The organism is Isoptericola sediminis (assembly GCF_013085345.1).
Classification (GTDB): Bacteria; Actinomycetota; Actinomycetes; order Actinomycetales; family Cellulomonadaceae; genus Isoptericola; species Isoptericola sediminis.
This window is the reverse complement of sequence record NZ_JABFAJ010000013.1, coordinates 50,936-64,619: the sequence shown is the minus strand read 5'-3', so window position 1 is coordinate 64,619 and position 13,684 is coordinate 50,936. Positions and strand designations below refer to the sequence as shown.

Annotated in this window: 11 protein-coding genes and 1 tRNA gene; 6 read left to right on the top strand and 6 right to left on the bottom strand. The window is 74.6% G+C overall.

Annotation, left to right across the window (positions count from 1 at the left end; translation table 11 throughout):
• Positions 1–85: 85 nt before the first annotated feature.
• A complete protein-coding gene (locus HLI28_RS07675; protein WP_171246928.1) occupies positions 86–946 on the top strand; it encodes a sugar phosphate isomerase/epimerase family protein in 861 nt (286 codons plus the stop codon).
• Between the two features lie 7 nt (positions 947–953).
• Here HLI28_RS07675 and HLI28_RS07670 read toward each other — a convergent pair whose 3' ends face one another.
• Positions 954–1,559 carry a TetR/AcrR family transcriptional regulator gene (locus tag HLI28_RS07670; RefSeq protein WP_171246927.1) on the bottom strand — a complete coding sequence of 202 codons (606 nt, stop codon included), beginning with the start codon at positions 1,557–1,559 and terminating at the stop codon, positions 954–956.
• 192 nt (positions 1,560–1,751) lie between these two features.
• Between HLI28_RS07670 and HLI28_RS07665 the strand changes: the two genes are divergently transcribed.
• The gene (locus HLI28_RS07665) at positions 1,752–2,762 is read left to right on the top strand and encodes a hypothetical protein (protein ID WP_171246926.1); all 1,011 of its coding nucleotides are present in this window, start codon (positions 1,752–1,754) and stop codon (positions 2,760–2,762) included.
• 733 nt (positions 2,763–3,495) lie between these two features.
• The gene (locus HLI28_RS07660) at positions 3,496–4,542 is read left to right on the top strand and encodes a pirin family protein (protein ID WP_171246925.1); all 1,047 of its coding nucleotides are present in this window, start codon (positions 3,496–3,498) and stop codon (positions 4,540–4,542) included.
• A gap of 60 nt (positions 4,543–4,602) precedes the next feature.
• Here the strand turns inward: HLI28_RS07660 and HLI28_RS07655 are convergent.
• Positions 4,603–4,673, bottom strand: a tRNA-Gly gene (locus tag HLI28_RS07655).
• A 137-nt stretch (positions 4,674–4,810) separates the two neighbouring features.
• Between HLI28_RS07655 and dcd the strand changes: the two genes are divergently transcribed.
• Both dcd and HLI28_RS07645 read left to right on the top strand, forming a co-directional pair.
• A complete protein-coding gene (gene dcd, locus HLI28_RS07650; protein ID WP_171246924.1) occupies positions 4,811–5,386 on the top strand; it encodes a dCTP deaminase in 576 nt (191 codons plus the stop codon).
• 101 nt (positions 5,387–5,487) lie between these two features.
• On the top strand, positions 5,488–6,615 hold the full coding sequence (locus tag HLI28_RS07645; protein WP_171246923.1) for a hypothetical protein: 1,128 nt from the start codon (positions 5,488–5,490) through the stop codon (positions 6,613–6,615).
• A gap of 9 nt (positions 6,616–6,624) precedes the next feature.
• Here the strand turns inward: HLI28_RS07645 and HLI28_RS07640 are convergent, their stop codons facing one another.
• From HLI28_RS07640 to HLI28_RS07625, 4 genes are all read right to left on the bottom strand, one after another.
• Complete coding sequence (locus tag HLI28_RS07640; RefSeq protein ID WP_171246922.1) at positions 6,625–7,137, bottom strand: methylated-DNA--[protein]-cysteine S-methyltransferase; 513 nt, start codon at positions 7,135–7,137, stop codon at positions 6,625–6,627.
• Positions 7,134–8,633 carry an AlkA N-terminal domain-containing protein gene (locus HLI28_RS07635; protein ID WP_171246921.1) on the bottom strand — a complete coding sequence of 500 codons (1,500 nt, stop codon included), beginning with the start codon at positions 8,631–8,633 and terminating at the stop codon, positions 7,134–7,136. The genes HLI28_RS07640 and HLI28_RS07635 overlap by 4 nt, the downstream gene beginning before the upstream one ends.
• Before the next feature lie 81 nt (positions 8,634–8,714).
• A complete protein-coding gene (locus tag HLI28_RS07630; RefSeq protein WP_171246920.1) occupies positions 8,715–9,689 on the bottom strand; it encodes an alpha/beta hydrolase in 975 nt (324 codons plus the stop codon).
• Between the two features lie 26 nt (positions 9,690–9,715).
• On the bottom strand, positions 9,716–10,819 hold the full coding sequence (locus HLI28_RS07625; protein ID WP_171246919.1) for an LppM family (lipo)protein: 1,104 nt from the start codon (positions 10,817–10,819) through the stop codon (positions 9,716–9,718).
• 189 nt (positions 10,820–11,008) lie between these two features.
• Between HLI28_RS07625 and clpB the strand changes: the two genes are divergently transcribed.
• Entirely contained in the window at positions 11,009–13,609 is a 2,601-nt protein-coding gene (gene clpB, locus HLI28_RS07620; protein WP_171246918.1) for an ATP-dependent chaperone ClpB, read from the top strand.
• Positions 13,610–13,684 lie beyond the last annotated feature (75 nt).

The window sequence follows — 13,684 nt, the reverse complement described above, 5'->3', positions numbered from 1 at the left end:
TGCGCCGGGACCGACCGCAGCGCCGGGCGTCTTTCGGGGGTAACGTGTCCAGCGTTCTTGCAGGTGCCCGAGCTAGGGTGGCGACATGGCCGAGACGCCGATCTCCGTAACTCTCTCCACCGCGTCGGTGTACCCCCGGCGCGCGGCGTTCGCCTTCGAGGTGGCGGCCGAGATCGGGTACGACGGCGTCGAGGTGATGGTCTGGTCCGACCCGGCCACGCAGGACCCGCGCGCGCTCGCGCGCCTGTCCGAGCGCACCGGGATGCCGATCCGTTCCATCCACGCCCCGACCCTGCTGATCAGCCAGCGCGTCTGGGGGCGCGACCCGGCGGCCAAGCTCGACCGCGCGGTCGACATGGCCGGCGAGCTCGGCGCCGACACCGTGGTGGTGCACCCGCCGTTCCGGTGGCAGTACAAGTACGCGCGCGGCTTCGAGGACCAGGTCCGTGAGCTCAACGCCAAGGGCCCGGTGACGGTCGCCGTGGAGAACATGTACCCGTGGCGGCCGCACTCCCGTCTCGACCGTGAGCTCAAGGCGTACCTGCCCGGCTGGGACCCCTCCGAGCACGACTACGACGCCGTCACGCTGGACCTGTCGCACGCCGCGGTCGCCCAGCAGGACGGCCTGGACCTCGTCCGGGAGTTCGGCGACCGGCTGCGGCACGTGCACCTGGCGGACGGCACGTCGAACATCCGTGACGAGCACCTGGTGCCGGGCCGGGGCGACATGCACTGCGACAAGGTGCTCACCGAGCTGGCCCACAACGGCTACCGCGGTGACGTCTGCCTGGAGATCGGGACGCGGAAGGCCAACGACGCCCACGAGCGGCACTCCGACCTGGCGGCGGCCCTGGAGTTCGCCCGCGCCTACCTCGCGCCGGTGCCCGTGCCGTACGTGACGCCGCCGCCGGAGCACCGCCACCGTCCTGCTGACGCCTGGTGGTGACGGGCGGTCAGGCCGCCATCTGAGGCCGGGCGCCGACGGCGCGCAGCACGAAGGTCTCGGTGGCGCGGATGGTGCGCTCGCGGGCTTCCTGGTCGGTCGGGATGAGCCGTCCCGACAGGCAGGCGTTGACGAGCTGCACCGTGGGCTCGATGTCCTGGGGTGGGAAGGCGCCCGTCTCGACGCCGTCACGCAGGATGCGCTTGAGGATCGACTCGACGATCTCGGCGTGCTCGCGCAGCCGGGACTGGGTGCTGCGGGACAGCACCGTGCGCAGGTCCGGACCCGGCGCGAGGTGGAAGACGGTGGTCAGCTGCGCCTGCTGGCGGATGTAGGTGCGCAGCTGGGTGACGGGGTCGTCGACCTCCGCGAGGGCGCGTTCCAGGGTGTGGGCGTACTGCTCGGTCTCGTGGGTGATGAAGCCCAGGAGCAGGGCTTCCTTGTCCGCGAAGTGGTTGTACACGGCGGTCCGGCCCACGCCGGCGGCCTGGGCGATGTCGGCCAGCGTGATCGTGTCGAACCCCCGCTCCGCCATGAGCGTGGACAACGCCGCGAACAGCTTGTGCCGGGTCATCTGGCGGTGCTCGTGAAGACTCTTGCCGATGATCTTGGGCATGCTGACAGCATAGGGCCCGGCCGTCAGGTCAGTGCCCGGCACGCGCGCCCCTGTGAGCGACACCACTCCGGGACCGGCGTGTCCCGCGCGGCATCCCGGCTTCCGGACGGGCCGGCCGTCCCCGAGCAGACGTAACACGGACGTCACCTTCGGGGCTGCCGCCGCGCCCCCGAAGGGAGTAGCGTCCGCGACATGTCGTACGTCCAGGCGCTCGTCCCCCCGGAGCACGTGTCGAACCACCTGCTCGTCCTGCCTGACGCGACCGAGGTCGCGACGGTGCGACGGCTGGCGGAGTCCTGGTTCTCCGACGTCCGGTGGCTGAAGGAACCCGAGGCGCGGTCGGGTCCGCAGCCGATGCGGGGTGCGCGCTTCCGCGGGATGGCCGCGGCGGCGCCGGACCCGCGGGACGTCGGCCCGGGTGTGCTCGGGATCGGCGCCGAGCACGGTGTCGCCGGTCCCTTCACCGGGCCGGCCGAGGTCGCCGCGCAGCTCGGGATGACGGGGCCGGTGCGGGTGTCCGCCCTCGGCCGTGTCGACGGGACGTTCGACCGGCGTGGTCCGCGACCCGCCTCGCCGGACGACCGCGACGGTGTGGCCCGGGCCTTCGCGGCCGGGCTGCCGGAGGATGACGAGCTGCGTCTGGTCCAGTGGGGGGTCGCCGTGGCCCGGAAGCTCGGCGGGCTGCTCCTGGCCGACGGGCGTGAGCTCCTGCGCCCCGACCCGGCCGGCTCGGTCGACCTGCGTCTCTTCTCCGCGAACCCGATCGGCGCGGCCGACCTCCTGGCCCTGCTCCGGTCGGTCGTGGCCACGGCCGAGCACGAGGCGGAGACGCCGGAGCCCGACGGGTCCACGAGCCACCGGCTGGTCGCGCGCACGCCGTACGACGGGAGCATCGTGCTCGACGCGCGGCAGGTCGACCGCGTGCCGCGGGCACTGGTCGACGTCGACGTGAACGACTACGGCCCCTTCGCGGTCGAGGTCCGGTGGATCCCGCAGGACCCGTACGAGCTGCGGCTGGAGCAGCCGTCGGGGGTGCACGTCATCGCCCGGAACCGGATGCGCGCGATGGTGGCGCGGCTGGCCCTGCTCATGCACGCCCGGTCCGGCGGAGTGCTGGTCGACGACGGCGCCTTCGTCGCGACGACGGCCGAGGTCGACCGACGGGTCGACGAGGAGCGGTCGCCGACACGCGCCTGGGTCTGACCAGCACGTTGTCCACAGGAGTGTGGACGCCCGTCGGCCGTGCTATCTTCCCCGGCCGCTCCCGGTGAACGTCGGGGGCCGGGAGGTGCTCGGACGGCCACGACGAGCGGGAACGGCGTGCCTCCGTGCTGTTCATCCCCGGGATCCTGCGGTTCCTCGTACCGGTCGGGAGTGTCCGCCGCGTGTCGTCCGGCGCCCTGCGGCGGGGTGCCGCGGCCGGGCAGGGCCATCCCGTGAACGCGTGTCCACAGATTTTGTCCACAGCACTGTGGACGGTGTGGGGATTCTGCGGCTCCGACTGTGGACGAACCTGTGGCTGGAAATTTCGTCCGCCGGGACCCTTGCAGGGGGCCCGAGGCGGGTCTAGAAACGGCGGTAGCAGTTCCGCCGGGGAGCACCTCCGGACCGCACTTCTGCGGGCCGGCTCGTCGACGGGACGACGGTCGACCGGAGAACGACGGGCCGATCCGCACCGAGTGCGGGCCGCGGGTGACGACGCGGGTGTCCGGGCGTGGCCGGAAGACCACCCACGTCCGGGTCTCGCTGTGGAGAAACGGGGTGGACGGGGCGACGACGCACCAGGCCCCGCCGCGCCGACAGTGGCCCGGGGCCGTGACGTCGACACGGCGCCCCGCCAGCGATCGCGCGGGGAACGTGGTTCCTGCCGAGGCCCCCGGCCGCCCCGGGGGCCTCGGCCATGTCACCGGGTGCCGCCGCGCGTAGGCTCCGATCCATGAGCAACCTCGAGCTGCGACCGGCCGAGCGGGTGTGCGCCGTCGGTGACGCCCCCGACGACATCGAGCTCCTCACCTCCCGCGAGGTGCCGCTCGGCGGGCCCCGGGCGATGACCGTCCGGCGCACGATCCCGCAGCGCCGACGGTCCCTCATCGGGGCGTGGTGCTTCTGCGACCACTACGGGCCCGACGACGTCTCGTCCTCCGCCGGGATGCAGGTGCCGCCGCACCCGCACATCGGCCTGCAGACGGTGTCGTGGCTCTTCGCCGGGGAGATCCTGCACCGCGACTCCGTGGGCTCCGAGCAGCTCGTCCGTCCGGGCGAGCTGAACCTCATGACCGCAGGGCAGGGGATCTCCCACTCGGAGGAGTCGACGCCGTCCACGCCGGACCGTCCCCGCCCGCCGACGCTGCACGGCGTCCAGCTGTGGACGGTGCTGCCCTCGTCCGACGCCGGCACGGCGCCGCGGTTCGACCACCACGCCGACCTGCCGGTGGCGGACGTCGACGGGGTGCGCGTCCAGGTCTTCCTCGGCTCGCTCCGCGTCGCGGGCGACCGACTGACCTCGCCGGCCCGGACCTACTCCCCGCTCGTGGGGGCCCAGCTCGACCTCCCGGCCGGGAGCCGGCTCGAGCTGGACGTCGACCCGGGCTTCGAGCACGGGCTGCTTGTCGACGCCGGGGAGGCGGCCCTCGAGGGGACCACGGTGCCCCCGTCCGAGCTCGCCTACGCCGCACCCGGCCGGGACCGGCTCGTCGTCGCCGCCGGTGCGGAGCCCGTGCGGGCGATCCTTCTCGGGGGTGCGCCCTTCACCGAGGACGTCGTCATGTGGTGGAACTTCGTGGGCCGCAGCCACGAGGACGTCGTCGCGGCGCGGGCTGACTGGTCGGCGCAGCTCACGGACCTCGCCGACGGCTCCACCGGGTACGTCGAGGGGGCGGAAGGACGCCGCTTCGGCCGGGTGGACGGCTACGACGGCGGACCCCTGCGCGCCCCCGCGCTGCCCGACGTGCGGCTGAAGCCGCGCACGCAGCCGGGGCGCTGACTCCCCGCGAGCGCGACGAGGCCCCGCACCGGAACCGGTGCGGGGCCTCGTCGATCAGCGAGCGGGTGACGGGAATCGAACCCGCGCTGTCAGCTTGGGAAGCTGAAGTTCTACCATTGAACTACACCCGCGCGGCGCACCGACGTCGATGCGCGCACGGCGATCATACCCAACAACCGCTGGTGACCCGAATCGGCTCCTGAGCGCGTGCCGGACCACGCCGCGGACCTCCTGACGCCGGGCCGCGTGGCGGACTACCGTGGGCCTCGTGCTGCTCTCCGACCGCGACATCCGGGCCGAGCTGGACGGCGGACGCGTCGCTCTGGACCCGTACGACCCGGCGATGGTCCAGCCGTCGAGCATCGACGTGCGCCTGGACCGGTTCTTCCGGCTGTTCGACAACCACCGGTACCCGTTCATCGACCCCTCGCAGGAGCAGCCGGAGCTGACCCGGCTCGTCGAGGTGGAGTCCGGTGAGCCGCTGGTGCTGCACCCGGGGGAGTTCGTCCTCGGGTCCACCTACGAGACGGTCACGCTGCCGGACGACGTCGCCGCCCGGCTGGAGGGCAAGTCCTCGCTCGGTCGTCTCGGGCTGCTGACGCACTCCACCGCCGGGTTCATCGACCCGGGGTTCTCCGGGCACGTCACCCTCGAGCTCAGCAACGTGGCCACCCTGCCGATCACGCTCTGGCCCGGGATGAAGATCGGACAGCTCTGCTTCTTCCGGCTCTCCTCCGCGGCCGAGCACCCGTACGGCTCGGCCCGGTACGGATCGCGCTACCAGGGCCAGCGCGGCCCGACGGCGAGCCGGTCCTGGCAGTCCTTCCACCGCACCGACGTATGAACGGGCCCTTCAACGGCGGCGACCGTCGTCGGTACGCTCGGACCCGCCGCGCCGGCGACCTCCGTCGGCCGGACTCCCGGACCCGGAAGGAACGTCACCCGATGGCCCAGACCTCGTCCCCGCCCCTGCCACCGCTCCCGCGTGCCTCCACGCAGGGACACCAGGCCCGGCACCTGCTCGCCGTGCCCGACGACGTGGCCGTCGACGAGGTCGAGGTGCTCGCCCTGTCCCGGTTCAGCGGCACCCGCTGGGACGTCGTCCCGGCGGACCTGCCCGGCGCCGACCTGCCTGCCGGCCGGATCGCCGGCCCCGGTGAGCCCGGCGTGCTCCGTCTGACGCGGCACAGCCACGTCCACGGCCCCTACGCGCCCTCCGGCGACGGGTTCGAGCCGGGGCTGCCCGCCCGCTCCGCCCTCGTCTTCGACGTCGTCTGCCCGCGCGAGCGCTGGGACGACGCGCCCTACCCCGGTGGCGGCGACCGCGACGGTCTCGCCCGCGCGTTCCCGGCGGGTCTGCCCACCCGGGAGGAGGAGCGGGTCGTGCAGTGGCTCATCGCGGCGGCCCGCCGCCTCGGTGGTGCGGTCCGCCTGGACGTCGCCGGCCTCTGGGACCCGGCGGAGGCCCAGCGCCGCGGTGCCGGGTCCGGCGTCGTGCTGACCCCCGACCCGGGTGCGGCCGTCAACCTCAGCGTGTGGTCCGACGTGTGGCTCGACCCCCAGGCCGCGCACCGGGTGCTGCAGGAGGTCCATCCCCGCGTCGTCCTGGCCACCCAGGGCGCCGAGTACCAGGGGCCGCCGCAGGGCATCGCCGACAAGCCGCTGTACCCGGGCGAGAAGATGGACCCGGACCTGCGCCGTGAGGTGCACGCGCGGGCGGACGACTTCGACATCGCCGCGCTGCAGGCGCCCGTCGTCCTGGACGGCTACGGGCTGACGGTCGACCTCGGCCACGACGGCTGGGTCACGGTGGAGGTCAGCGGCGACGAGGTGCTGCCCCTGCTGGTCAAGGAGCTGCCGTGGGCCGCCGCCGGGGCGATCTGCTACCGGGTGGTGTGGGACCCGCCGGACCAGTTCGAGGCCCAGATGGAGTTCCCGCAGGCGGGTCTGGTGGTCGCCCGCAAGCGGGCCGCCGACCTGGTGGCCAAGGTCGCCGCCGCGATCCACGCGGCCGTCGGCGGCGAGATCGCCGACGAGTCGGAGTTCCTCCTCGCCCCGGAGGACCTGGGCTGACGGCCCCGGTCAGCCGGCCGCGGAGCGCTCGCGGGCCAGCAGCGACTCCTTGACCGCCGCTCCGTACCGGAAGCCGCCCGTCGTGCCGTCGCTGCGCAGCACCCGGTGGCACGGGACGAACAGGGCTGCCGCGTTGTGCGCGCACGCCCCGGCCGCCGCCCGGACGGCGGCCGGGCGCCCGGCCCGGTGCGCGTACTCGGTGTAGGTGACCGGGGCGCCGGGGGCCACCTCGCGCAGCACCTGCCAGGCGTGCTCGCGGAACGGGCCGGACCGCTGGACGACGTCGACCCGGCCGACGGCGTCGAGGTCGCCCGCGTAGTACGCGGCGACGGCCGCGGCCGGTCCGGAGACCGCCTCGTGCCCCGGGTCGACCTCGGTCACGGCGGTGGGGCGCAAGGCCGGGTGGACGAGTCCGACGAGCACGTCGACGTCGTCGGTCCAGCCCGAGGCCAGGACGGTGCCGTCGTCGGCGACGAGCGTGAACGCTCCGTCGGGGGTGTCGAGCGTGGTGGCGGCGATCATGGGGTGTTCCTTCCAGAGCGGGGTGCGGCGGCCTGCCACACGTGCCGGGCGGCGTACGAGCGCCACGGGGCCCAGCGGTCGGCCCGGGCGGCGAGGGAGGCGTCGTCGGGGAGCCCCAGGGCGCGCGCCCCGGCCCGCAGGGCGGCGTCCCCGTCCAGCCAGACGTCGGGGTCGCCCAGGACCCGCAGGGCCACGTAGCCCGACGTCCACGGGCCGATCCCGTGCCGGGCCTCGAGGGCGGCGCGCAGGTCGGCGGCGTCGGCGCCCACGTCGACGGCGAGGGTGCCGTCGGCCAGGGCGCGGGCCGTGTCGACGACGGTGCGGCGCTGCCGGGCGGGCAGCGCCAGGTGCGTCCCGTCGTCGTCGGCCACCTGCGCGGCCGTGGGGAAGAGGCGGTCCAGGCCGTCGATCGTCGACGGGTACGGCGTGCCGGCGGCCGACGTGAGCCGGTCCAGGTGGGTGCGGGCGGCGGCCACGGAGATCTGCTGTCCCACGCAGGCGCGGACGACGATCTCGTGGGCGTCCACGGCCCCCGGCACGCGGGTCCCGGGGCGGGCGGCGACCGACGGGGCGAGGACGGGGTCGTCGGCCAGCGCGGTGTCGACGGCCACGGGGTCGGCGTCCAGGTCGAGCAGCCGGCGCAGCCGGGCGACCGCGGTGGCGACGTCCTGCCACGAGGACAGCTCCAGGTGGGCGGCGAGCCGGCCGGGGCCGACGGCAGGTCCGGCGGTCACGGCGACGGCACCCGGACCGTGCGGCAGGTGCAGGGTGCGGGCGTAGCGCACGGTGGGGCCCTCCAGCGAGGCGGTCTCGACGCCCGCGACGGCGCGGGCCGCCAGGTAGGCGATCGTGCCCGCGGCGTCGAACGGCTCGCGCACCGGCAGGGTGAGGTCCAGGTGGACCCGGTCCCCGGCCGTCGCGGTACCGACCGGTGCCGGACGGCGTCGCCGCAGCGCCGTGGGCGTGGTGGCGAACACGGCGCGCACGGTGTCGTTGAGCTGGCGGATGCTGCCGAACCCGGCGGCGAAGGCGACGTCCGCCACGGGCAGGTCCGTGCCCGTCAGCAGGGTGCGCGCCGTCTGGGCGCGCTGGGCGCGAGCCAGGGTGAGGGGGCTCGCGCCGAGCTCGGTACGCAGCACCCGGTGCAGGTGGCGGGGGCTGTAGCCCAGGCGTGCGGCGAGCCCGGCCACGCCCTCACGGTCCACGACGCCGTCGGCCACGAGCCGCATCGCGCGGCCCGCGGCGTCCCGGCGCACGTCCCAGGCGGGGGTGCCGGGGGTGGCCTCGGGCAGGCACCGCTTGCAGGCGCGGAAGCCGGCGTCGTGGGCGGCCGCGCTGGTCAGGTAGAACGTGACGTTCTCCGGCTTGGGCGTGCGGGCGGGGCAGGACGGCCGACAGTAGATGCCGGTGGTGCGCACGGCGGTGACGAACTGGCCGTCGAACCGTGCGTCGCGCGCGGCGATGGCGCGGTAGCGCTCGGCCCGTTCGTCGGTCATGGCGTCATCGTCACCCGGCGGGCGGCACGATGGCTAGCGGGAATCGGACATGACGGTGAGCGCCCCGGCCGGGCGCGCGGCTCAGACGGCGGCGCGGATCCAGTCGACGACGACCTGCAGGTACTCCTCGCGCGCGGGGGAGGGCGAGAGCGCGAGGTCGTGCATCCCGCCGCGGATCGTGACGAGGCTGACGTCGTCCCCCAGCCGGGGGGCGATCTTGCGCATGTGGCCGACGTCGAGCACCGTGTCGCTGCTCAGGTGCTCGGTGCGGGTCGTGCGGTCCGAGGTCAGCACGAGCACCGGGATCTCCAGGTCCAGCCCGCGCGCCAGACGTCGCTGCGACCGACGGACGGAGCGGAACCAGGCGGCGCGCACCGGGAACGGCTCGAGCGGCTTCCACGCGGGGTCGAAGTCCCACTCCCCCTCGTGCGCGCGGTGCAGGGCGCGGGGGTAGGCGTCGTCGAGATGGCCGAGCACGGCCCGGGGTGCCAGCGGGGCGACCGCCTCGGCGGCGGCGGCGGAGACCCACCGCACGGGAGCAGGGGCGTGGTGCTCGAACCACGGACTGTTGAGCACCAGCGCGTCGGCACGTCCCGGGCGGGCCGACGCCCACAGCGGCACGACGAGGCCGCCGGTGGAGTGGGCCATGACCACGAGGCGTTCGTGCCCGGCCGCGCGGACGGCGTCGGCGGCCGCGTCGAGATCCACGGCGTGGACCGCGAGGTCCGGTTCCTGGTTCGGGTCCCGGCCGGCGGCGGCGTGGGCGTCCCAGGATCGTCCGTGGCCGCGCAGGTCGACGGCGTAGGCCGCGAACCCGGCCGCCGCCAGGGCCCGGGCCACGTGGGGGTGGAAGAAGTAGTCCGCCAGGCCGTGCACGACCAGCACGGCGACCCGTGCCGGGGCGCCCTGCGGGGCCACCGAGGGCGTGTGGCGGACCAGGGTGGCCGTCGCGTCGTCGGGCAGGTGCAGTGTCCGGGCCTCGAACCCGTCGCCCAGCAGGTCCGGGTGCCAGTCGGTGCCGGACGTGGGGGCCGTGCCGTCCTCGAGCTGCGTCATGGCCCGAGGCTAGCGGCCACGGAGGGTCAGCGCGGAGCGGCGGGCGGGGTGCCGTCCGGGTCCTGCGGAGGCTGCTGGGGGCCCGCCGGGGGCTGCTGCGGACCTGCCGGGGGCTGCTGCGCGGGTCCCTGGTACGGCGGGGGGTAGGGCTGCGGTGCGGTCTGCTGCGGTGGCACGACGGGCGGTGCCTGCTGCTGCGGCTGCCCGTACCCGGGCGGGACGCCGCCGGCGGCGTAGGGCGCCGGGCCGGTCCCGGGTGCCCCCGCGGCGGGTGGACCCGGCCGACGGTTGTTGCGCACGACGAGCGCGACCACCACACCCAGGACCGCCAGGCCGAGCACCAGGCCGACGAGCCACCAGGGGAAGCCCGCGTCGTCCTGCTGGGCGACGTCGGCGACGTCGTCGTCGGTGCCGGTGGTGCCCTCGTCCGTGCCCTGGTCGGCGTCCTCGGTGGGTTCGTCGGTGGCGCCCTCCTCCGGGGCTGCCGCGCCGTCGCCCACCGCGGAGCCGCGGGCGTAGACCTCGGTGACCTGGCCGAACGTGGGGGTCCACACGACGGTGGTCCCCTCGACCTCGCCCGTGGTCTCGGTGATCTCGCCGGGGAAGGTCACGGCGATGCGCATGTCGAAGCTGTCGAGGAGGCCCTCGGGCAGGTCGCCGGTGTCCCCCATGTCCGCGGCGTCCTCGCTGAGGTCGAAGACGCCGTCCACGACGAACTCGTCGCCCTCGCGGGTGACGGAGAGCTCGTCCTCGGTGCCGCCGGCCATCTCGGAGATCGGCTGGTCGGTGAACGTGACCTCCACGCCGGTGTACTCGCCGTCCGAGTACGGCTGCTCGGTGGACCCCTCGGGCATGCCCTCGGTGAACGAGTCGCCCCCCTCGTTGGACATGTCCCACAGCTCCTGGGGGTCCATGCCCATCGACTCGGCGAGCTCGTCGGAGAAACCCATGATCACGGTGCCGGACGCGGTGTCGTCCTCGTGCAGGGTCATGTCCCAGTCGACCTTCATGCAGCCGCCCAGGGCGAGCAGGCCGACGGCCGCGAGCGCCGCGACGGAGGCGCGTCGCAGCGGGTGCCGGCGACGGGGGCGGTCCGTGGCGGGCGCGTGGGCGGGCGTGGTGGTCCTCACCGTTCCAGCATCGCCGACCGGGCGTGGACCGGCACCCCGGCCCCGGGCCGCCCGGCAGGATTCACCCGCGGTGCCGGGCGAGGCCCCACCAGCGGGGACCCCGCGTGGCGACACAAAGTTGAGCGGAATAGACTCAACTCTGCGGAGGTTGACCTCAGCAGTCATCACGACCCCGGACCCGGAGGATCCATGGACACCAAGTTCACGACGATGTCGCAGCAGGCGATCGGCGACGCCGTGCAGTCGGCATCGGCGGCCGGCAACCCCCAGCTCGAGCCGGCCCACCTCCTGTCGGCGCTGCTCCAGCAGACCGGCGGGGTGGCGGTCGGTCTGCTCGATGCGGTCGGTGCCAACCCCCAGCAGATCGGGCAGAAGACCCGCGCGGCCCTCGTCGCCCTGCCCACCGCCAGCGGTGAGGGCGTGGCCCAGCCCTCGCCGTCCCGCGCCATGCAGACCGTCCTGAGCACCGCGGCCCAGGAGGCCGAGGCGCTCGGCGACGAGTACGTCTCCACCGAGCACCTGCTCATCGCGGTCGCCGCCGGCCGGTCGGCCGCTGCGCAGGCCCTCACCGACGCCGGGGCCACCGCGGACGCGCTGCGTGCGGCCCTGCCCGCCGTCCGCGGCTCCGGGAAGGTCACCAGCCCCAACCCCGAGGGCACCTACAAGGCGCTGGAGCAGTACGGCACCGACCTGACCCAGCAGGCCCGGGACGGCCGGCTCGACCCGGTCATCGGCCGGGACGCCGAGATCCGCCGGGTCGTGCAGGTGCTGTCCCGCCGCACCAAGAACAACCCCGTGCTCATCGGCGAGCCCGGGGTCGGCAAGACGGCCGTCGTCGAGGGGCTGGCCCAGCGCATCGTCGCCGGCGACGTGCCCACCTCCCTGCAGGGCAAGCGGCTCGTCGCCCTCGACCTCGCGGGCATGGTCGCCGGGGCCAAGTACCGCGGCGAGTTCGAGGAGCGGCTCAAGGCCGTCCTGGAGGAGATCAAGTCCTCCGACGGCGAGGTCATCACCTTCATCGACGAGCTGCACACCGTGGTCGGCGCGGGCGCCGGCGGCGAGGGTGCCATGGACGCCGGCAACATGCTCAAGCCGATGCTCGCCCGCGGCGAGCTGCGCATGGTCGGCGCCACGACGCTCGACGAGTACCGCGAGAACATCGAGAAGGACCCCGCCCTGGAGCGGCGGTTCCAGCAGGTGTTCGTCGGCGAGCCCTCCGTGGAGGACACGGTGGCGATCCTGCGCGGCCTCAAGGAGCGTTACGAGGCCCACCACAAGGTCACCATCGCCGACTCCGCGCTGGTCGCCGCCGCGGCGCTGTCCGACCGGTACATCTCCGGGCGCCAGCTCCCGGACAAGGCGATCGACCTGGTCGACGAGGCCGCCTCCCGGCTGCGCATGGAGATGGACTCCTCCCCGGTGGAGATCGACGAGCTGCAGCGCGCCGTCACCCGGCTGGAGATGGAGGAGGTCGTCCTCAAGGACTCCGACGACACGGCCTCCCGGGACCGGCTGGAGAAGCTGCGCGCCGACCTGGCCGACCGCCGCGAGGAGCTCGCCGCCCTCACCGCGCGCTGGGAGGCCGAGAAGGCCGGCCACAACCGGGTGGGCGACCTGCGCGCCCGCATCGACGAGCTGCGCACCGAGGCCGACCGCCTGCAGCGCCAGGGCGACCTCGAGTCCGCCGCGCGCCTGCTCTACGGGGAGATCCCGCAGGTCGAGCGCGAGCTCGTCGAGGCCGAGCAGGCCGAGGCCTCCGAGGAGGCGGCCGAGGAGGCGGCGCACGAGACGCCGATGATCGCCGACAAGGTCGGGGCGGACGAGGTCGCCGAGGTCGTCTCGGCCTGGACCGGCATCCCCGCCGGCCGCATGCTCCAGGGGGAGACCGAGAAGCTCCTGCACATGGAGGACGTGCTCGGCGAGCGGCTCATCGGGCAGCAGGCGGCGGTGCGCTCCGTGTCCGACGCCGTGCGGCGCTCGCGGGCCGGGGTGGCGGACCCCGACCGGCCCACCGGGTCCTTCCTGTTCCTCGGGCCGACCGGTGTCGGCAAGACCGAGCTCGCCAAGTCCCTGGCCGAGTTCCTCTTCGACGACGAGCGCGCCATGGTGCGCATCGACATGTCCGAGTACTCCGAGAAGCACTCGGTGGCGCGGCTGGTCGGCGCGCCCCCCGGGTACGTCGGCTACGAGGAGGGTGGGCAGCTCACCGAGGCGGTGCGCCGCCGGCCCTACTCGGTGGTGCTGCTCGACGAGGTGGAGAAGGCCCACCCCGAGGTCTTCGACATCTTGCTGCAGGTGCTCGACGACGGTCGCCTCACCGACGGGCAGGGCCGCACCGTGGACTTCCGCAACACCATCCTGGTGCTGACCTCGAACCTCGGCTCGCAGTTCCTCGTCGACCCGGTGATGGACCAGGAGGCCAAGCGCGAGAGCGTCATGACGGCCGTGCGCACGGCCTTCAAGCCCGAGTTCCTCAACCGGCTGGACGACGTGGTCCTCTTCGACGCGCTGTCCCTCGACGAGCTGGGACGGATCGTCGAGCTGCAGGTCGCGGCGCTCGCCCAGCGGCTGGCCGACCGGCGCATCACGCTCGACGTGACGCCGTCCGCCCGCCGGTGGCTGGCGGTCGAGGGGTACGACCCCGCCTACGGCGCCCGCCCGCTGCGGCGGCTCGTCCAGCGGGAGATCGGCGACCGGCTGGCCCGCCGGCTGCTGTCCGGCGAGACGGCCGACGGGGACACCGTCGTCGTCGACCGCGTCGAGGGTGCCGAGGGGCTCTCGCTGGCCTGATCGTCGCCGGGACGACGACGGCCCCGCCCTCCGTGCGGAGGGCGGGGCCGTCGGGCGCTCGCGGCGCCCGGACCG

Coding starts and splice junctions, on each gene's coding strand:
- HLI28_RS07645 (WP_171246923.1), top strand. CDS start 5,488: ATGGCCCAGACCTCGTCCCCGCCCCTGCCACCGCTCCCGCGTGCCTCC.
- HLI28_RS07670 (WP_171246927.1), bottom strand. CDS start 1,559: ATGCCCAAGATCATCGGCAAGAGTCTTCACGAGCACCGCCAGATGACC.
- HLI28_RS07675 (WP_171246928.1), top strand. CDS start 86: ATGGCCGAGACGCCGATCTCCGTAACTCTCTCCACCGCGTCGGTGTAC.
- HLI28_RS07635 (WP_171246921.1), bottom strand. CDS start 8,633: ATGACCGACGAACGGGCCGAGCGCTACCGCGCCATCGCCGCGCGCGAC.
- HLI28_RS07630 (WP_171246920.1), bottom strand. CDS start 9,689: ATGACGCAGCTCGAGGACGGCACGGCCCCCACGTCCGGCACCGACTGG.
- HLI28_RS07660 (WP_171246925.1), top strand. CDS start 3,496: ATGAGCAACCTCGAGCTGCGACCGGCCGAGCGGGTGTGCGCCGTCGGT.
- clpB (WP_171246918.1), top strand. CDS start 11,009: ATGGACACCAAGTTCACGACGATGTCGCAGCAGGCGATCGGCGACGCC.
- HLI28_RS07665 (WP_171246926.1), top strand. CDS start 1,752: ATGTCGTACGTCCAGGCGCTCGTCCCCCCGGAGCACGTGTCGAACCAC.
- HLI28_RS07640 (WP_171246922.1), bottom strand. CDS start 7,137: ATGATCGCCGCCACCACGCTCGACACCCCCGACGGAGCGTTCACGCTC.